The organism is Devosia sp. Root413D1, assembly GCF_001425235.1.
Classification (GTDB): Bacteria; Pseudomonadota; Alphaproteobacteria; order Rhizobiales; family Devosiaceae; genus Devosia_A.
This window is the reverse complement of sequence record NZ_LMEA01000010.1, coordinates 2,501-20,148: the sequence shown is the minus strand read 5'-3', so window position 1 is coordinate 20,148 and position 17,648 is coordinate 2,501. Positions and strand designations below refer to the sequence as shown.

Sequence of the window (17,648 nt, the reverse complement as noted above, 5' to 3'; positions counted from 1 at the left end):
GCCGTCACCGGCACGCCGCGGCGCGGGCGCGCAGAAACGCCGCTTCCCCGGCATTGCGGGTCAGCTTCGCGGCTGCCTCGAATTGCCCACGCGCTTCACTGAACCGCCCGGCTCGGAACAGAAAATCGCCCCGCGCCGCCGGCAGCGGTGCGTAGCTGCGAAGCGCCGGATCATCGGCGATCGCATCGAGCAGCCTGAGCCCTGCCTCGGGTCCAAAGGCCATGCTGTGGGCAATGGCGCGGTTGAGATCGACCACCGGCGACGGCGCCGCCACGCGCAAGCGGTCATAGAGCGCCGCGATGCGCCCCCAGTCGGTGTCGGCGGCGCTGCGGGCGCGGGCGTGGCAGGCGGCGAGCGCCGCCTGCAGCACATAGGGTCCACCCCCATCGAGCGCCTCAGCCCGCGCCAGCGCCTCGAGGCCGCGGCGGATCAGCAACTGGTCCCACCGCGTCCGATCCTGCGCCGTCAGCGGCACCAGCGCCCCCTCCGGGCCGAGGCGCGCCGCAAGGCGCGAGGCCTGGATCTCCATCAATGCCAGGAGCCCGAACACTTCGGCGTCGTCGGGCATCAACCCGGCCAGCATACGCCCCAGCCGCTGCCCTTCGAGGCAGAGTCCCGGACGGACCGGATCATCGCCCGAGGTCGCGGCATAGCCCTCATTGAAGATCAGGTAGATCACTTCCAGCACCGAGGGCAGCCGTGCTGCCCGCTCGCCGCCGCGCGGTACCTCGAAGCTCAGCTCCGCCGCAGCTATCGCCTGTTTGGCCCGGACGATGCGCTTGGCGATCGCCGCCTCGGTGGAGAGAAAGGCCCGGGCGATCTCGTCTGTCGTCAGCCCGCCGATCACCCGCAGCGTCAGCGCGGCGCGCGCTTCGGCCGTGAGCATCGGGTGGCAGGCAACAAAGATCAGCCCCAGCAGCTCATCGCCGACCTCGTCGTCGAGCGCTGCCTCGATCGCCATGGCCGCGTCATCGGACGCCTCCTCCAGCGTCTGGGCGATCTCGCCGTGCTTGCGCTCCCGCATCCGCTCGTGCCGGATGGCGTCGATGGCGCGGCGCTTGGCGGCGGTCATCAGCCAGGCGCCGGGATTGGCCGGAACCCCCGTCTTCGGCCATTCGTTGAGCGCAACCAGCAGCGCCTCCTGCGCCAGCTCCTCGGCCCGATCGATGCTCTGCACCATGCGGGCGAGACCCGCGATGAGCCTCGCCCGTTCGATGCGGAAACTGGCCTCGATCGCCCGCTGCGTCTCGTCCCTGCTCATACCGTCTTTTCGGCCAGACCGGTGAGACGGGCAAGGCGGGTTTTACGCGACCCCTAGCTTGCCGCGTTCGCCCTCGCGCGGGGTGGCGAGCTCTTCGGGCGTCACGTAGTCGGCAAGGTCCGCCGCTTCCATGAACGGCCTGAGCTCGATCTCGTTCTTGCCGGGCATGGCGGGGTAGCGCTTGAGCCAGGCCAGCGCCTCGTCCATGTCCTTGACCTCCCAGATCTGGAAGCCGGCCACCAGTTCGCGCGTTTCGGCAAATGGCCCATCGATGATGGTGCGCTTGTCCCCATCGATGGTGATCCGCTTGGCCTCGGCTCCGGCCTTGAGTCCGGCGCCCGCCACCAGCACGCCTGCCTTGACCAGCTCCTCGATGAAGCGGTCCATCGCCGCGAACGCCTCTTTGGTCGGCGGCTCGCCGTTATTGCCCTCGGTGGCTTTTCCCAACACCATCACACGCATCGTCTATCTCCTTGAGTGACCGCTCGCATCGAGCTGGTGCCACAACGACGAACGGGGCTTTCGCAAAAGGACACTGTCCGGAGGTTTTTCGACGATGTGCTACCGCCGGCGACGGCGCACAGTCGCCTATTCATGCTCGATGTCATCCCAACGAAAACTGCCCCCCACGGCGAGGGCCTTGCCCTCGTCCGTCTGTCCCTCGACGCGGGCTCGAAATGGGTCCCAGCTTTCGCTGGGATGACACCGAGTTTAGAGCCGGTTTGGGTGCCTATCGAAAGTCAGTTGTCGATCTTGCTCTTCGGATATGTCTTCACTGTCGGCGTCTCGGTGGGCGCCTGCAGCGACGCCTCCAGCCGCTTGTGGTTGTCCGCCGCGGGCTGATAGCCGAGGCCGGCCGACTGCTGGTAAAGCGCCAGCGCCGTAGCGGGGTTCTGCGCCACCGCGAGGCCGTTCTCATAGAGATGGCCGAGGTTGTTGAGCCCGATCGGGTTGCCCTGGTCGGCTGCCTGCTGGGTGAAGCTCAGCGCCTTGTCGAGGTCGCGCACCCCGCCGGCGCCGTTGAGATACATCAGCCCCAGATTGACCGCCGCGTCGGTGTTGCCGCTTTGCGAAGCCTGCCGATAGAGCTGGCGCGCCAGTGCGAAATCCTGCGCGACTCCGGTCCCGTCTTCATACAGCAGCGCCAGGTTGCCTTGCGCCTGCGCGATCCCCTGGTCGGCCGCCTGCTGATAGAGCGCCGCGGCGCCTTCGAGGTCGGGGGCGAGGCCGTAGCCATGCTGCTTGAAATAGCCGAGCGCATTGAGCGCCAGCCCATGGTTCTGGTCGGCCGCCGCCTGGTAGAGGGCAGCGGCGCGAGCATAATCCGGCTCGCCCAGCGCCCCGGTTTCAAACAGGCTGCCGAGGTTGTACTGGGCGCGGCTATCGCCCTTGTCGGCGGCGCGCTGGTACCAGGCTGCCGCGGCAACCAGGTCCCGGTCGAGCCCCAGCCCCTCGGCATAGAGCGAGCCGAGATTGGCCATCGCCCGCGGCAGGCCCTGCTCCGCCGCCTTGCGGTACCAGCGCGATGCCTCGAGGTAATCCTGCCCGACGCCTTCGCCGTAATCATAGGAGAGTCCGAGGCTATCCTGTGCCGGGGCGAAGCCGGCATCGGCGGCGAGCTTCAACAGCTCCGCGCCACGCGTCATGTCCTGCGCGATGCCTTGCCCGACGATCAGCATGTCGCCGAAACTGGTCTGCGCCAGCGCGTTGCCGGCTGTCGCTGCCGGCTCGAGATAGGTGGCCGCCTGCGCCGAGTCGCCAGCGACGTCATAGGCACGGCCGAGCCAGGCCTTGAGCACTGCCGATTCCGGGTCCTCGGCCAGCGCCGCGGTGCAGGCGTCGATGGCGGCCGCGGTATCCATGGCGCTGCCATCGAGGCCAATTTCGGCGTAGCCCGCTTCCCAGGAACTCGCGGCCTTCGCGGCACAGGCATCGAACAGCTCGCTGGCCAATGTCGGAGCGATCCCGAATCCGAGGGCCAACACGGCGCCTGCCGCCAGCGTCTGTCGCAACCTCATCGCCCTGCTCCCTCTTTGCGCGCGCCGATCATAGCGTCGCTGTCGGGTGGCGCCAGCCGCAATGTGTGCGCGAGGAACTCGGCCACCTCGCCGGCGAGGCTGGAGCGGCGGCTGAGCAGGCTCCCCAGTTCAAGCAGTGTCGAGGGATGAGTGAAGCCGGGGAAATGCCGTTCGATGACGGCGACGCCGTGCTCGCGCAGCCGGTGGGCCAGCGCCACGGTATTCTGCGGCCCGACCACCGTATCGCCATCGGCGCTGGCGAGGAACATCGGTGGGGCGGCGCTGCTGACGAGGTTCACCGGCTGCGTCGCCAGCGGGTCGGCGGCGCCGCTGAAGGTGCGGATGCTGATCGGCACGTCGAACGGATAGAAGTTGTAGGGGCCGGAGAGCCCGACCACCGCGTCGATGGCATCGGCCACGCCATAGCTCGGCTGCAGCGCCAGCATCACCGCGTTGTAAGCGCCGGCCGAATGGCCCGCCAGCGCCAGCCGCGACGCATCGCCGCCGAACCCGGCAGCATGCTGCAGTGTCCAGCGTACGGCCTCGGCGCAATCCTCGAGGAACACCGGATATTCCACCTCGGGCAGCACCCGGTAATCCGGCACGACGACCAGATAACCGAGCCCGGCGAGCCAGCGCGCCACGAAGGCGAAATCGCGCCGGTCTCCCTCGTTCCAGGCGCCACCATAGATGTAGATGACGACAGGCACCGGTCCGCTCGCCTGGCGCGGGCCATAGACATCGAGCCTCTGCTTCGGCCGCGCGCCATAGTTCAGCCCCGAGGCCAGCCGTCGTGACCGGCGATCCCCGGGGCTGGCGAAGTTGAGCAGACCAACGAGGGAGAAGGACATCAAAGGAACCTGAGAAAGCGCCCGGATAGATACGGATGGGGCCGGCGATGGTTTCGTGATTCGGCGTGCGGCATTATCTGACATTGACAATCAGGTTTCGTCGGCGCTCTATGCCGCCCGAACCTCACAGCCGACGCCGTTTTTCTGCCCATGCTTGTCTGCCAGTGCAATGTGATCACCGACAGGGAGATCAAGCAGGTTATCGTCGGGCTTTTGCGTGAGGATCCCTGGCAAATCATCGTGCCTGCGATGGTTTACCGGGAGCTGGCGAAGCGCTGCAAATGCGCCGGCTGCGTTCCGAATGTGGTGGACATTATCATCACGGTGACGGAAGAGTACCACCTCCAATTGGCCGAAAAACCCGCCGACGCACCCGTGGTGCACGCGCGGCTTTCGGCCATGCGTCGTAAGCGCCAAGGAGGTCGTAATGAAAGGCGAAGCACAGGTCATCGAGCGGCTTAACGAGGCTTTGTTCCTCGAACTCGGGGCCGTGAACCAGTACTGGGTGCATTTTCGCATCCTGAGCGACTGGGGCTACACCAAGCTGGCGGCCAAGGAACGTGCCGAATCCATCGAAGAGATGCATCACGCCGACAAGCTGATCGAGCGCATCATCTTCCTCGAAGGTCACCCGAACCTGCAGCGCGTGGCGCCGCTGCGCATCGGCCAGACCATCAAGGAAGTGCTCGAGTGCGATCTCGCCGGCGAGTATGACGCCCGCAAGGCCTACAAGGCCTCGCGCGAGCTCTGCGAGTCGCTGGGCGACTATGTGAGTAAGAACCTGTTCGAGGAACTGCTGGCCGACGAAGAAGGCCACATCGATTTCCTCGAGAGCCAGCTGCAGCTGCTCAACGCGATCGGCGTCGAGAAGTACGGCCAGCTCAACTCCGACAGCGCCGACAAGGCCGAATAAGGCTGCTGTCGCTGACATTTCGAAGCCGGCTGCCTGTGGCGGCCGGCTTTTTTGTTGGGAGTTCGGAGTGCTTGGCGCCCCTCACCTCGCGATAAGGCCTCCGGCCTTATCGCCGCCCTCTCCCCCGGGAGCGCTTATTGCGCCCCTTGGAGGGGCGAGGGGGCGTTGTGGCACCGACGGTGCAAAGTGCGTCCCCTCTCCCCTCTGGGGAGAGGGCCAGGGTGAGGGGTAGCCAAGCACGCGGACTGAGCAGTCGAGCTAACTCCGCGGCCCCGCCCGCATCGGCCCGCTCTGCGGCTCCACGGTCCCGCGGTCGAGATCGGCCAACCGGTCCGCCGCCATCGCGATCCCATGCTTTGCCGCCAGCCCATACCATTTCGCCGCCAGCACCGGATCGGCGGGAACGCCCCGGCCGTTCTGGTAGGCGACACCCAGCCCGAACTCGGCCGGCGGAAAATCGTGTTCCACGGCCGACCGATAGAGCGTCACGGCGCGCGCGGGGTTCTCGTCCACCCCATGCCCCCAGAGCAGCAGGTCGGCAAGCAGCGCCTTGGCCGGGATGAACTCACCATCGGCCGCTTCTTCGAGCAGCGGCACCGCTTCCGACTGTCGTCCATCAGCGATCAAGGTGCGGGCATACCAGGCCTTGTTCTCGAGCGACGCCGCATCCAGCGCCACCGCCTTCTCGCAGACCGGGATGGCGGTGTCGGCGTCGATCCGCTCGAGCTCGACGCCCGACACCTCAAAACCCGTCTCGTAGCGGGTCGCGGCGATCAGCCCGCAGGTCTGCTCGGCCCGTACTTCCGCCGCCCGGCCGGCGGCATAATCGTTGCCCTGCGCCGCGGCGAGGTCGAACAGCTCGATGGCGCGGTTGAAGTCGCGCGCCACGCCGGTGCCATCGGCATAGATCGCGCCGAGCGTCGACTGCCCATAGCTCGCGCCGGCATCGGCCGCCTGCTCGGCAAAGCTGCGCGCCGTCTCGAGATCGACCGGCACGCCTTCGCCATAGAGATAGGCCTGCGCCAGCCCGACTGTGCCGCCAACTTCGCCCTGGTCATGCGCATAGGAATAGAGCTCGAAGGCGCGGTCGAAATCCCGCTCCACCCCGCGCCCGGTGCTGTAGAGCTGCCCGAGGTTGGCGCTCGCCAGCGCATAGCCCTGGTCGGCGGCCATCTGGTAGTAGCGCGCAGCCTCGACCGCGTCCTCGCTGACCCCCTGCCCGGTCTCGTAGAGATAGCCGAGATCGTTCTGCGAATAGGAATCGCCCATCTCGGCGCCGCGCTGGAACTGCTCGGCCGCCTTGACGTAGTCGAGCTCGACGCCCTGGCCGAATTCGTAGAGCTGGCCGACGCCGTAGATGCCGACCACGTCGCCCTTGTCGGCACCCTTCTGGTACCAGAACATCGCCTGCGCGTAGTCGAGCTCGACCCCGGCGCCGCCATGGTAGAGATAGCCAAGGTTGCTGGCGGACCGGGCCTCGCCCTGCTGGGCGGCCCGCATGTACCAGGAGGCGGCGATCGCGTCGTCCTCCGCCACGCCGCGTCCCATGTCGTAAGCAAAGCCGAGGCTGAGCTGAGCCGGCGCGAAGCCGGCCTCGGCCGCCGGGCGCAGCACTTCGAGCGCCCGCACATCGTCGGTCGTTGCGACATAGCCGAGATCGCCGAACAGCACATCGGCCAGCAATTGCCGCCCCAGCGGGCTGTCGCCGGCCACCGCCGTCTCCAGTACCGGCAAAGCCGCTTCGGTCTGTCCATCGGCCAGCAGGGCCCGCGCCAGCCACGCCTGACTGGCCACCGCGTCAGGCGCCGCCTTCACCGCCTCCTCGCAGGCCGGGATGGCAATGGCCGGATCGATCCGGCTGAGCTCGCGGCCGAACCCCGCATAGCCGGATTCGTACTGCGACGCCGCGGCCATGCCGCAGATCGATGCGGTCGCCGCATCCTCCGCGCTGGCACTCGCCGGCAGCAGGGGGCCCGCCAATGCCAGTGCGGACAGAACGACATGACCTACGACGCTGTTCTTGCTGCACAATGCCACGACCAACCCCCTGTCCCTTGCCGTCCATTGAGCCTAGCGGAAGCTCGCCGTCGTCGTCGAGTGATGCGGCGCCTCGAGCCGCGCCACCTCGTCGGCGCCCAGAACCACCTCGAGCGCCCCCACGGCATCCTCGAGCTGCGCGAGTTTGGTGACGCCGACGATCGGCGCGCTCACCGGCTGCTTCTGCAGCACCCAGGCCAGCGCCACCTGCGCCATCTTCACCCCACGCGCCCCGGCGATCTCGCCGACCACTGCATTGATCGCCTGGTTGGCCGCTTCATCCCTGAGATACAGGGTCTTGCCGTAGATGTCGGTTTCCATCCGCTCGGTGCTCTCGCCCCATGGGCGGGCCAGCCGGCCGCGCGCCAGCGGCGACCACGGGATGACGCCGATACCCTGGTCGATACAGAGCGGTAGCATCTCGCGCTCCTCCTCGCGCTCGATCAGGTTGAGCTGGTTCTGCATCGAAACGAAACGCGCCCAGCCGTGCTTGTCCGAGGTCATCAGCATCTTCAAAAACTGCCACGCCGCCATCGACGAGGCTCCGATGTAACGGGCCTTGCCGGCTCGGACGACGTCGTTGAGCGCCTCCAGCGTCTCCTCGATCGGCGTCGCCGGATCGAACCGGTGGATCTGATAGAGGTCGACATAGTCGGTGCCGAGCCGGCGCAGCGAGTTGTCGATCTCGGCGAGGATCGCCTTGCGGCTCAGCCCCTTGCCGTTCGCCCCCTGGCGCATCTCGCCATTGACCTTGGTGGCGATCACCAGTTCGTCTCGCGGCGCCATTTCGAGCAGCACCTTGCCGACGATCTCCTCGCTCGAGCCGAGCGAATAGACGTTGGCGGTATCGTAGAAGTTGATCCCGGCTTCCCATGCGGCGCGCAGGATCGGCCGGCTCGCCGCCTCATCGAGCGTCCACTCATGCGAGCCCCGTTTCGGCTCGCCGAACGACATGCAGCCAAGACAGATCCGGCTGACTTCGAGGCCGGTATGACCGAGCCGGGTATATTGCATGGTGGGCACTCCGTTGTTTGTACACGAGTTTAGCAGTCCTCAAGGGGCTACGGGCAAGTCCTGTGCGGAAATCCGTGGCGCGCATTGGCGCAAAGCGGACTGCTGCGCTAGTCTCAGTGAACTGGGGGACGCGCAAGAATGCTGATCCGATCGCTCGCCGTGCTCGCGCTGCTGCTGACGCCAGTCGCTTCACCGCTCGCCGCCATCCGCCCCGCCCTGGCGCAGAGCCAGCAGATCGCTGTCGCCGAACTGATGCGGGCGACGGCGCTGGACGAGGTCTTCACCCAGTTCGGCGCCACCATCGCAGCCTCGGCCCGGGCCGAGGAAATCTCCAGTGACGAGATCTTTCTGAAGCATTGGGAGGCCACCGCGAAAGCGGTGTTCGATGCTGGCGACCTGCATCGCCGCTTGCGCAAGGCGCTCGAAGGCAAGTTCTCGGCCGACGAGCAGGCCGTGCTGGGGACGTTCTTTCACTCCAGCTTCGGCCAGCGGATGACTGTCCTCGAGCGTGACGCGGCGCGGCTCGGGCCTGAGGCGCAGATCGCCGCGATCGCCGAAGGCCAGAAGCTGGTCACGACCGCGTCGGTGATCCGCCAGACCCAGATCGAAGCGCTGATGGAGCTGGTCTCGGCCGAGATATCTGCCGCCATGGTCGGCCAGTCGGTGCGGGCGCTGCTGCTCGGGCTTTCGGTCTCGCACCAGCAGGGCGAGGTCACGGTGCCCTGGCAGGAGATCGACACGCAGGTCGAGGCGATGATGCCGGGGCTGCTGGCCGATGTCGGCCGCACCCAGCGCGCCATGATGGCCTATGTCTATCGCGACCTGACCGATGCCGACCTCGACCGCTACATCGAGTTCCTCCGCACCCCGGCGGCGCAGAAATTCTACGCCGTCGCCGCCTACGCCGTGGGCCGCATCGTCGCCGACGGCATGTCGGCCTTCGGCGAAGCGTTTGCAGCGCGCATGCAGAGCGTCAACGTCTAGACCTGGTGCCGAAATGCCAGCGTGAGGGTCTCCCTCCCCCTTGTGGGGAGGGGACAGGGGTGGGGGCCAGCACGCGCCGGCCTCTTGGCTGCTACTCGTTGCGCCGCCCGCCATCGATCGGCGCCAGCACGTCGTCCATCTTCTTGATCACCGCCGTCATGTTGCTCTCGGGCGGATCGGGCGTGAACACCGGACGCGGCGTGCCCGAAGGGAAGGCGCCGAAGGTCTGGAAGAACTCGACCATGTCGTTGAGGATCGGCATGCGGAACCGCATCATCGCGCCCAGCGCAATCACCGGCTCGAGGTGGCCGAAGCCCGGGTAGTATTTCTCGGTGACCCAGATGCCCTGCTCGCGCAGCTTCTTGGCCAGCGCCTCGGAGTTCTGCACCCGGACGATCGGGTCGGAGGTGCCGCTGGCGAGGAAGATCGGCGGCGCGTCGCTGGTGACGAGGTTGATCGGCTGCGTACCCTCAGGGCTCGGCGCCGGCCCGAAGGTGTCGCGCACCTGGTCGTACTCGAACGGGTAGAAGTTGTAGGGCCCGGAAATGCCGGCGATCGCCCGGATCGGCATGGTGACGTCGTAGTCGCGGCGGAACGAGGAATCGAGCCCCAGCATCACCGCGTTATAGGCGCCCGCCGAATGGCCGGCGACGAAGAAGCGGTTCGGATCGCCGTCATAGAGCGCGATATTGTCCTGGATCCAGCGCATTGCCTGCGCGCAATCCTCGAGGAAATCCGGATACTTGACCTCCGGCCACAGCCGGTAGTCGGCGATCACCGCAACGAACCCGGCAGCGGCCAGGGCCCGGCCGGCGAACTCGTATTCGAACTTGTCGCCGGCGCGCCAGCTGCCGCCATAGATGAACATTACCACCGGCGCCGTGCCCTCGATCTTTTCGGGGCGATAGATGTCGAGCTTCTTGCGCTGCCCATCCGCATAGGGAATGTCGGCAACCTTCTTGACGCCCTGGTCCATCGCCTCGGCGATGTTGAACGGCGAAAAGATCGTTACCTGCGCCAGCGTCGGCAGCACCGAGGCAGCGAGGAGCGACAAAGCAAGGGCGAACCGCAGGGCGGTGCTGAAAATCCTGGTCATTCGGGGGCCTGGTCAGTTCGGGAGTCGCGCCGACTGATGGCCGAGGAACCTGAAGATTTTGTGACCAGTTTAGCGATCACGGCCTGAGATAGGCATAGCCTTCAGCCTGCAGCTGCGCGAGACGGGTGACCCCGCCCTGATCGACCCGGACGAAACCGGGCAACAGGTCAGCCAGCTCCAGCTTCTGGGCCTCGAGCGTGTTGCCGCAGGCTTCAAGGCCGACGCCCTGCGCATTGGCCTTCGAAAGCTTGCGGGTGAGATCCGGGTTGGCCGAGGCGTGCCGGAACGCATTGAGCGCCGGCCCATGCACGACGAGCACGATGGCGACCTTGTCCGGCCCACCCATGCCCTCGATATGGTTGGCGATGTTGCCGAGGACGAAGCCCACTTTGTCCATGTCGCTGAGGTGGTAGGCGACGCGCGGCACGGCCGGCGACGCGGCGCGCGCTTCACCGTTGAACACGGCGGCGCCCGCAGCTGCCGCCGCGACGAGACGCGCCACGAGGCCACGCCGGCTGACCGGCTCACTGGGCGGCGAGGAGGGCTTTGCCGGCATCATCATACTCCAGCGGCAGGCAGTTCCTGAGATCGGTGCGATAGAGCCAGAACACCTTGTCATCGGTGCCGAAAGCCGCCTCGGCCGGTGGCTCGCCTTCCGATTCCGGATCCCAGGTGCGGGCCCCATAGGGGATCTCGACGGCGATCGAGTCCTTGTCGCGCAGCTTCACGTCGATCTGCCCGCCGTCGCAGTCGATACCGCAGCCGAGCAACTTGTTGCCCTCCTCGTCGAGCCCGCACGAGCCCGACACCTGGAACTGCTCGTCGACGCCGCGGAAATTGACGCCGATCGACAGCACATATTGCCGCCCGTAATCGGCATCCTCGCTGCTGTCGACCAGGAGCGTCATCGCAGTGACGTTCTGCGCCTCGTGCTGGCTCAGATGCTTGGCGTCGTACTGGCGGGTAAAGCAGGCAAACACCCGATCCTTCCCCGGATCGCGGCCGAACAACAGCTGATCGTTCTGCGCCCCGGCGGCAAGCACCGGACCTGACGCGAGAACGAGACTCAGGGCGACAGAGATGGCGCGCATGATCGACCTCCGCTCACGAGGCTAGCCCGTGGCGGATGAACCGGCAATGAAAGCCGGCATCCCTTACGACTTCAGCCGATAGCCGGTCCGGAACATCCAGCTGACGATGCCAAGGCAGATGGCGAGAAAGCCGAGCGTCGCGGCAACGCTGATGGAAATGTCGACATCGGCGATACCGTAGAAGGCCCAGCGGAAACCGCTGATCAGGTAGACCACCGGATTGAACAGCGACACCGCCTGCCAGAATGGCGGCAGCACGCTGAGCGAATAGAACGTGCCGCCCAGAAAGGTCAGCGGCGTGATGATTAACAGCGGCACCGTCTGCAGCTGCTCCATCCCCTTGGCCCAGATGCCGATAATGAAGCCGACAAGACTGAAGGTGATGGCGGTCAGCACCAGGAATGCCAGCATCCAGAACGGATGATCGATGCGGATGGGAACGAAGAACCATGCCGTCGCCAGCACCAGCACCCCAAGGATGATCGACTTCGTCGCCGCGGCGCCGACATAGCCGACCACCGTCTCGAACGACGACACCGGCGCCGAAAGCAGCTCGTAGATGGTGCCGAGGAATTTCGGGAAGTAGATGCCGAACGAGCCGTTGGCCACCGACTGGGTGAGGATCATCAGCATGATCAGTCCAGGCAGGATGAATGCGCCATAGCTGACGCCCTCGATCTCGGTGATGCGCGAGCCGATGGCAGCGCCGAACACCACGAAATAGAGCGAAGTCGAGATCACCGGCGAGATCAGCGACTGCAGCGGCGTGCGGAAGGTCCGCGCCATCTCAAACTTGTAGATGGCCTTGATCGCTTCGACATTCATGGCGCGTCCCTCACCAGGCTGACGAAAATATCCTCGAGCGAGCTTTCGCTGGTCCTCAAATCGCGGAAACGGACGCCGGCGCTGCCGAGATCGGCGAGCAGTCCGCTGATGCCGCTCCGCTCGCCCTGCGCGTCATAGGTGTAAACGAGGCTTTCGCCGTCGGCGGCGAGCTCCAGCGCATAGGGCTGCAGCGCCTCGGGCAAGGCATCGAGCCGCTCCTGCAGCGTCAGGGTCAGCTGCTTCTTGCCGAGCTTGCGCATCAGCTCGGCTTTCTCCTCGACCAGCACCAGCTCGCCATGCTGGATGATGCCGATGCGGTCGGCCATCTCTTCGGCTTCGGCGATGTAATGCGTGGTGAGGATGATCGTCGTGCCGGCGGCGCGCAGCCGGCGGATCATCGCCCACATGTCCTTGCGCAGTTCGACATCGACGCCGGCGGTCGGCTCGTCGAGGAACAGCACCTCCGGCTCGTGGCTCAGCGCCTTGGCGATCATCACCCGGCGCTTCATGCCGCCGGACAACTGCATGATCTTGCTGTCCTTCTTGTCCCACAGGCTGAGCTCGCGCAGCACCTTTTCGAGATGCTCGGGGTTCGGCTTCTTGCCGAACAGCCCGCGGCTGTGGCTGACCGTGGCCCACACCGTTTCGAAGGCGTCGGTGGTGAGCTCCTGCGGCACCAGCCCGATCATTTTGCGCGAGTCGCGATAGTCACGCACGATGTCGTGGCCATCGACCGTCACCGTACCATCAGATGGCGTCACGATCCCGCAGATAATCGAGATCAAAGTGGTCTTGCCCGCCCCGTTCGGTCCGAGCAGCGCCAGGATCTCGCCGCGCTCGATCTCGAGGCTGACATGCTTCAGCGCCGCGAACCCCGACGCATAGGTCTTGGACAGGTCGGCAATGGTAATGACTGCATCCGGCATGTTCGCCCTCCCGAACTCCGTTAGGCCCACCATATGCGACGCACCGCAGCTGAGTTCAACGAACCGTGAGGTAACTTCGACCTGCCCTTATGGGCAGGCGAGGCGTTCTGACCGGACGAGACAGCGCCAGGCTGGTCGGCTAGCCTCGTTCCCACTTCCTCTTGGCAAGGAGACGCAGATGTCCGCCGACGCCGCTCCGCAGCAGATGCCGTTCGCCGCCATGGAGGCCCGCTCGGTCGAGGAGCTGCCGCAAGACGCCGGCTGGCAGTTCGAACCGAAATGGGACGGCTTCCGCTGCATCGCCGTCAAGCAAGGCGGCGCTGTCGCGTTGTTTGCGAAATCGGGAAAGCCGCTAGGGCGTTACTTTCCGGATATGGTCAAGTTACTTGAAGCGCTGCCCGACGGCGACTTCGTGCTCGATGGCGAGCTGACCATTCCGGTCAATGGGCACCTCAGTTTCGACGCGCTGCAGCAGCGTCTGCATCCTGCAGCGAGCCGGGTGAACAAGCTGGCAGCGGAGCATCCCGCCGTCTACGTGCTATTCGACCTGCTGCTGGGGCCGGACGCTAAGCCATTGGCAACGCGGCCGCTTTCCGAGCGGCGTCACGAGCTCGAGCGCTTCTTTGCCGCCATCCAACGCCCAGGTCTGCGTCTGTCTCCGGTGACCACTGATCGCGCCGAGGCGACCTTGTGGCTTTCTGGTTCTGGTGGTGACGTCGACGGGGTGATGGCGAAGCGTCTTGATGCGGCCTATGCGGGCGGTGAGCGTGAGCTGCTGAAGATCAAGCGGATCCGTACGGCGGACTGCGTGGTCGGTGGCTTTCGCTATGGCGCCGGCAGCAAGCTGGTGGGCTCGCTNGGTGAGCGTGAGCTGCTGAAGATCAAGCGGATCCGTACGGCGGACTGCGTGGTCGGTGGCTTTCGCTATGGCGCCGGCAGCAAGCTGGTGGGCTCGCTGCTGCTCGGGCTCTATGACGAGGCCGGCAAGCTGCACCATGTGGGTTTCACCTCGGCGCTGGCCGAGGAGAACAAGCCCGAGCTGACGCGGCGGCTCGAGGCGTTGGCGGATGGCCCCGGCTTTACCGGTCGTTCGCCGGGCGGTCCGAGCCGCTGGTCGACGGAGCGGACCGAGCGCTACGAGGCGCTGCGGCCCGAGCTGGTGGTGGAAGTGTCCTACGACCATGTGAGCGGCGAGCGCTTCCGGCATGGGACGCGGTTACTGCGCTGGCGTCCTGACAAGCGTGCGGACCAATGCGGGATGGAGCAGCTGGGACGATAGCACCGAAGCCCGCAGTCGGGACTCCCTCTCCCGTTTACGGGGGAGGGGGGACCAGCCGACAGGCTGGTGGGAGGGGGGTGCGGCAGACACTGAGCCAAGCCCAGTCCGCCCACCATCAGTGCGTGGGGCTCCCCCCTCCCACCACGCTTTCGCGTGGTTCCCCTCCCCCGCAGGCGGGAGAGGGAGTCCCGACTGCAAGTACGAGCTCAGAGGGGCGGTCTACCTTGCGGCGCGTTTGAGCGGACAAAGCAAAACCCCGCCGGCTTACGCGGGCGGGGTTTTGTTGTTTTCTAGTCGTTAAGAGAACGCATGTTTTTGGCAGACCTGGCAGCGACCTACTCTCCCAAGCCTTGAGACTTAGTACCATCGGCGCAAAGGAGTTTAACGGTCGAGTTCGGGATGGGATCGGGTTCTGGGCTCCTCGCAATTACCACCAGATCGGCGAAAAACATGCGTGTGAATTCTGGTTCCATGCTGCTGGCGGCTAGCCTAGCAGATGATTTTTTGATCTTGGGTGCCGATCACTCGTTCCGTGCCGCTGTTTGCGGGCATGGATTAATGAGAACGATCAAGCCAATCGAGCTATTAGTACTGGTCAGCTTCACACCTCACGGCGCTTCCACATCCAGCCTATCAACGTGGTGGTCTTCCACGGCTCTCAAGGGAATGCTCGTTTTGAAGGAGGCTTCCTGCTTAGATGCTTTCAGCAGTTATCCCGTCCGAATATAGCTACCCTGCAATGCCGCTGGCGCGACAACAGGTCCACCAGAGATTCGTCCAACCCGGTCCTCTCGTACTAGGGTCAGCTCTTCTCAACATTCCTACACCCACGGCAGATAGGGACCGAACTGTCTCACGACGTTCTGAACCCAGCTCACGTACCACTTTAAATGGCGAACAGCCATACCCTTGGGACCTGCTCCAGCCCCAGGATGTGATGAGCCGACATCGAGGTGCCAAACACTGCCGTCGATATGGACTCTTGGGCAGTATCAGCCTGTTATCCCCAGAGTACCTTTTATTCGTTGAGCGATGGCCCTTCCACGCGGGACCACCGGATCACTATGACCGACTTTCGTCTCTGCTCGACTTGTCAGTCTCGCAGTCAGGCAGGCTTATGCCATTGCACTCAGCGGACGATTTCCGACCGTCCTGAGCCCACCATCGCGCGCCTCCGTTACTCTTTGGGAGGCGACCGCCCCAGTCAAACTACCCACCATGCGCTGTCCCGGATGCTGTTACATCGCGGTTAGACACCTATGACGATAAGGGTGGTATCTCATCTTGCGGCTCCACCGAGACTGGCGTCCCGGCTTCAAAGCCTACCACCTATCCTGCACATGCCGACACAAGTGCCAGCGCAAAGCTATAGTAAAGGTTCATGGGGTCTTTCCGTCTGACCGCAGGAACCCCGCATCTTCACGGGGAATTCAATTTCGCTGAGTCTATGCTGGAGACAGTGGGGAAGTCGTTACGCCATTCGTGCAGGTCGGAACTTACCCGACAAGGAATTTCGCTACCTTAGGACCGTTATAGTTACGGCCGCCGTTTACCGGGGCTTCATTTCAAAGCTTGCACCTCTCCATTTAACCTTCCGGCACCGGGCAGGCGTCAGACCCTATACGTCGTATTGCTACTTCGCAGAGCCCTGTGTTTTTGATAAACAGTCGCTACCCCCTTTTTTGTGCCACTTCTATCCGGTTGCCCAAATAGAAGTCACGCTTATCCCGAAGTTACGCGTGCAATTTGCCGAGTTCCTTCAGCATAGTTCTCTCAAGCGCCTTGGTATGCTCTACCTGTCCACCTGTGTCGGTTTAGGGTACGGTCTATGTTGGTGGAGCTATTTCCTGGAACCGGCTCATCGCACCCCCAATCCAATAAGGGGATACGAACCCGCGCGATCCGTCACTACCACCAGGCCCACGAATATTAACGTGGTTCCCATCGTCTACGCATGTCTGCCTCGACTTAGGGGCCGGCTAACCCTGCGCTGATTAGCATTGCGCAGGAACCCTTGGACTTACGGCGAGAGGGTCTCTCACCCTCTTTATCGCTACTCATGTCATCATTCGCACTTCCGATACCTCCAGGATCTCTCACGAGTATCCCTTCGCAGGCTTACGGAACGCTCCGCTACCGCTTGCAACAAGTTGCAAACCCTAAGCTTCGGTGCATGGTTTGAGCCCCGTTACATCTTCGCCGCAGGAACGCTTGACCAGTGAGCTGTTACGCTATCTTTAAAGGATGGCTGCTTCTAAGCCAACCTCCTGGTTGTCTAAGCATTCCCACATGCTTTCCCACTTAACCATGACTTGGGGACCTTAGCTGTAGGTCAGGGTTGTTTCCCTCTTGACGATGGACGTTAGCACCCACCGTCTGTCTCCCAGATAGTACTCTCAGGTATTCGGAGTTTGGTTAGGTTTGGTAAGTCGGTGAGACCCCCTAGCCCATCCAGTGCTCTACCCCCTGAGGTATTCGTCTGAGGCGATACCTAAATATCTTTCGCGGAGAACCAGCTATTTCCGAGTTTGATTGGCCTTTCACCCCTAGCCACACGTCATCCCCGTAATTTTCAACTTACGTGGGTTCGGCCCTCCAGTAAGTGTTACCTTACCTTCAGCCTGCACATGGCTAGATCACTCGGGTTCGGGTCTAATCCAACTAACTTGACGCCCTATTCAGACTCGCTTTCGCTGCGCCTACACCTAACGGCTTAAGCTTGCTAGTTAGACTAAGTCGATGACCCATTATACAAGAGGTACGCCGTCACCCAGAACGCGTCTTGGGCTCCGACTGTTTGTATGCATCCAGTTTCAGGAACTATTTCACTCCCCTCGTCGGGGTGCTTTTCACCTTTCCCTCACGGTACTTGTTCGCTATCGGTCGCATGCGAGTACTTAGGCTTGGATAGTGGTCTACCCATGTTCAGACAGGATTTCACGTGTCCCGCCTTACTCGAGGACCAAGGTGCTTTCTACCGGTACGGGGCTATCACCCACTATGGCCAACATTTCCATGTTGTTCCCGTTCTTACACCCTGGCCACTGGCCTGGTCCGCGTTCGCTCGCCACTACTAACGGAGTCTCGGTTGATGTCCTTTCCTCCAGGTACTTAGATGTTTCAGTTCCCTGGGTTAGCTCCCTTTCGGGTGACCTAAATGGTCGGGTTGCCCCATTCGGAAATCCTCGGATCAAAGCTTATTCGCAGCTCCCCGGGGCTTATCGCAGCGTATTACGTCCTTCATCGCCTGCATGCGCCAAGGCATCCACTAGATGCACTTAAGGCACTTGATCGTTCTCATTATCTATACCCGCAACACAGCCAGCCCCTCTTGAAAGGCCGCCTGGTCATCG

14 protein-coding genes, 2 rRNA genes and 2 pseudogenes are annotated in these 17,648 nt (G+C 63.9%); 5 read left to right on the top strand and 13 right to left on the bottom strand.

The window, feature by feature from the left end; genetic code table 11:
• Positions 1–4: 4 nt before the first annotated feature.
• From ASC89_RS14810 to ASC89_RS14795, 4 genes are all read right to left on the bottom strand, one after another.
• Positions 5–1,261: an RNA polymerase sigma factor gene (locus tag ASC89_RS14810; RefSeq protein WP_055999071.1), complete on the bottom strand. Its 1,257-nt coding sequence runs from the start codon at positions 1,259–1,261 to the stop codon at positions 5–7.
• 42 nt (positions 1,262–1,303) lie between these two features.
• The gene (locus ASC89_RS14805) at positions 1,304–1,723 is read right to left on the bottom strand and encodes a YciI family protein (protein WP_055999068.1); all 420 of its coding nucleotides are present in this window, start codon (positions 1,721–1,723) and stop codon (positions 1,304–1,306) included.
• Between the two features lie 278 nt (positions 1,724–2,001).
• Complete coding sequence (locus ASC89_RS14800; RefSeq protein WP_055999065.1) at positions 2,002–3,279, bottom strand: SEL1-like repeat protein; 1,278 nt, start codon at positions 3,277–3,279, stop codon at positions 2,002–2,004.
• Positions 3,276–4,130 carry an alpha/beta hydrolase gene (locus tag ASC89_RS14795; protein ID WP_055999062.1) on the bottom strand — a complete coding sequence of 285 codons (855 nt, stop codon included), beginning with the start codon at positions 4,128–4,130 and terminating at the stop codon, positions 3,276–3,278. Before ASC89_RS14795 ends, ASC89_RS14800 begins: the two co-directional genes overlap by 4 nt.
• A 150-nt stretch (positions 4,131–4,280) precedes the next feature.
• Between ASC89_RS14795 and ASC89_RS28165 the strand changes: the two genes are divergently transcribed.
• Positions 4,281–4,592 carry a (2Fe-2S)-binding protein gene (locus ASC89_RS28165; protein ID WP_082533395.1) on the top strand — a complete coding sequence of 104 codons (312 nt, stop codon included), beginning with the start codon at positions 4,281–4,283 and terminating at the stop codon, positions 4,590–4,592.
• Positions 4,558–5,043, top strand: coding sequence for a bacterioferritin (gene bfr, locus ASC89_RS14790; protein WP_055877729.1), 486 nt, complete (start codon positions 4,558–4,560; stop codon positions 5,041–5,043). The genes ASC89_RS28165 and bfr overlap by 35 nt, the downstream gene beginning before the upstream one ends.
• Positions 5,044–5,301: 258 nt before the next feature.
• Here the strand turns inward: bfr and ASC89_RS14785 are convergent, their stop codons facing one another.
• Both ASC89_RS14785 and ASC89_RS14780 read right to left on the bottom strand, forming a co-directional pair.
• Complete coding sequence (locus ASC89_RS14785) at positions 5,302–7,080, bottom strand: tetratricopeptide repeat protein (RefSeq protein ID WP_156384639.1); 1,779 nt, start codon at positions 7,078–7,080, stop codon at positions 5,302–5,304.
• A gap of 33 nt (positions 7,081–7,113) precedes the next feature.
• Entirely contained in the window at positions 7,114–8,094 is a 981-nt protein-coding gene (locus ASC89_RS14780; RefSeq protein ID WP_055999053.1) for an aldo/keto reductase, read from the bottom strand.
• Positions 8,095–8,232: 138 nt separating this feature from the next.
• Between ASC89_RS14780 and ASC89_RS14775 the strand changes: the two genes are divergently transcribed.
• Entirely contained in the window at positions 8,233–9,078 is an 846-nt protein-coding gene (locus ASC89_RS14775) for a hypothetical protein (RefSeq protein WP_055999050.1), read from the top strand.
• 91 nt (positions 9,079–9,169) lie between these two features.
• On the opposite strand, the gene ASC89_RS14770 is transcribed toward ASC89_RS14775, so the two are convergent.
• The 5 genes from ASC89_RS14770 to ASC89_RS14750 all read right to left on the bottom strand — a co-directional run bounded on the left by ASC89_RS14770 (position 9,170) and on the right by ASC89_RS14750 (position 13,016).
• Complete coding sequence (locus ASC89_RS14770) at positions 9,170–10,174, bottom strand: alpha/beta hydrolase (protein ID WP_082533394.1); 1,005 nt, start codon at positions 10,172–10,174, stop codon at positions 9,170–9,172.
• Between the two features lie 76 nt (positions 10,175–10,250).
• On the bottom strand, positions 10,251–10,730 hold the full coding sequence (locus ASC89_RS14765) for a DsrE family protein (protein WP_055999047.1): 480 nt from the start codon (positions 10,728–10,730) through the stop codon (positions 10,251–10,253).
• Complete coding sequence (locus tag ASC89_RS14760) at positions 10,699–11,265, bottom strand: hypothetical protein (protein ID WP_055999044.1); 567 nt, start codon at positions 11,263–11,265, stop codon at positions 10,699–10,701. The genes ASC89_RS14765 and ASC89_RS14760 overlap by 32 nt, the downstream gene beginning before the upstream one ends.
• 63 nt (positions 11,266–11,328) lie before the next feature.
• The gene (locus ASC89_RS14755; RefSeq protein WP_055877740.1) at positions 11,329–12,090 is read right to left on the bottom strand and encodes an ABC transporter permease; all 762 of its coding nucleotides are present in this window, start codon (positions 12,088–12,090) and stop codon (positions 11,329–11,331) included.
• Positions 12,087–13,016, bottom strand: a complete 930-nt coding sequence (locus ASC89_RS14750) for an ABC transporter ATP-binding protein (RefSeq protein ID WP_055999042.1) — start codon at positions 13,014–13,016, stop codon at positions 12,087–12,089. The genes ASC89_RS14755 and ASC89_RS14750 overlap by 4 nt, the downstream gene beginning before the upstream one ends.
• Positions 13,017–13,194: 178 nt before the next feature.
• On the opposite strand from ASC89_RS14750, the pseudogene ASC89_RS28970 reads away from it, so the two are divergent.
• Both ASC89_RS28970 and ASC89_RS28965 read left to right on the top strand, forming a co-directional pair.
• Positions 13,195–13,874, top strand: a pseudogene (locus tag ASC89_RS28970) (ATP-dependent DNA ligase); the annotation flags it as partial.
• A gap of 1 nt (position 13,875) precedes the next feature.
• Positions 13,876–14,295: pseudogene (locus ASC89_RS28965) on the top strand (ATP-dependent DNA ligase); the annotation flags it as partial.
• A gap of 322 nt (positions 14,296–14,617) precedes the next feature.
• On the opposite strand, the gene rrf reads toward ASC89_RS28965, so the two are convergent.
• Both rrf and ASC89_RS14735 read right to left on the bottom strand, forming a co-directional pair.
• Positions 14,618–14,733, bottom strand: a 5S ribosomal RNA gene (gene rrf / locus ASC89_RS14740).
• A 126-nt stretch (positions 14,734–14,859) separates the two neighbouring features.
• Positions 14,860–17,588: ribosomal RNA gene (locus ASC89_RS14735) — 23S ribosomal RNA — on the bottom strand.
• Positions 17,589–17,648 lie beyond the last annotated feature (60 nt).

Coding starts and splice junctions, on each gene's coding strand:
- ASC89_RS14810 (WP_055999071.1), bottom strand. CDS start 1,261: ATGAGCAGGGACGAGACGCAGCGGGCGATCGAGGCCAGTTTCCGCATC.
- ASC89_RS14765 (WP_055999047.1), bottom strand. CDS start 10,730: ATGCCGGCAAAGCCCTCCTCGCCGCCCAGTGAGCCGGTCAGCCGGCGT.
- ASC89_RS14805 (WP_055999068.1), bottom strand. CDS start 1,723: ATGCGTGTGATGGTGTTGGGAAAAGCCACCGAGGGCAATAACGGCGAG.
- ASC89_RS28165 (WP_082533395.1), top strand. CDS start 4,281: ATGCTTGTCTGCCAGTGCAATGTGATCACCGACAGGGAGATCAAGCAG.
- ASC89_RS14750 (WP_055999042.1), bottom strand. CDS start 13,016: ATGCCGGATGCAGTCATTACCATTGCCGACCTGTCCAAGACCTATGCG.
- ASC89_RS14780 (WP_055999053.1), bottom strand. CDS start 8,094: ATGCAATATACCCGGCTCGGTCATACCGGCCTCGAAGTCAGCCGGATC.
- bfr (WP_055877729.1), top strand. CDS start 4,558: ATGAAAGGCGAAGCACAGGTCATCGAGCGGCTTAACGAGGCTTTGTTC.
- ASC89_RS14760 (WP_055999044.1), bottom strand. CDS start 11,265: ATGCGCGCCATCTCTGTCGCCCTGAGTCTCGTTCTCGCGTCAGGTCCG.
- ASC89_RS14800 (WP_055999065.1), bottom strand. CDS start 3,279: ATGAGGTTGCGACAGACGCTGGCGGCAGGCGCCGTGTTGGCCCTCGGA.
- ASC89_RS14775 (WP_055999050.1), top strand. CDS start 8,233: ATGCTGATCCGATCGCTCGCCGTGCTCGCGCTGCTGCTGACGCCAGTC.
- ASC89_RS14770 (WP_082533394.1), bottom strand. CDS start 10,174: ATGACCAGGATTTTCAGCACCGCCCTGCGGTTCGCCCTTGCTTTGTCG.
- ASC89_RS14795 (WP_055999062.1), bottom strand. CDS start 4,130: ATGTCCTTCTCCCTCGTTGGTCTGCTCAACTTCGCCAGCCCCGGGGAT.
- ASC89_RS14755 (WP_055877740.1), bottom strand. CDS start 12,090: ATGAATGTCGAAGCGATCAAGGCCATCTACAAGTTTGAGATGGCGCGG.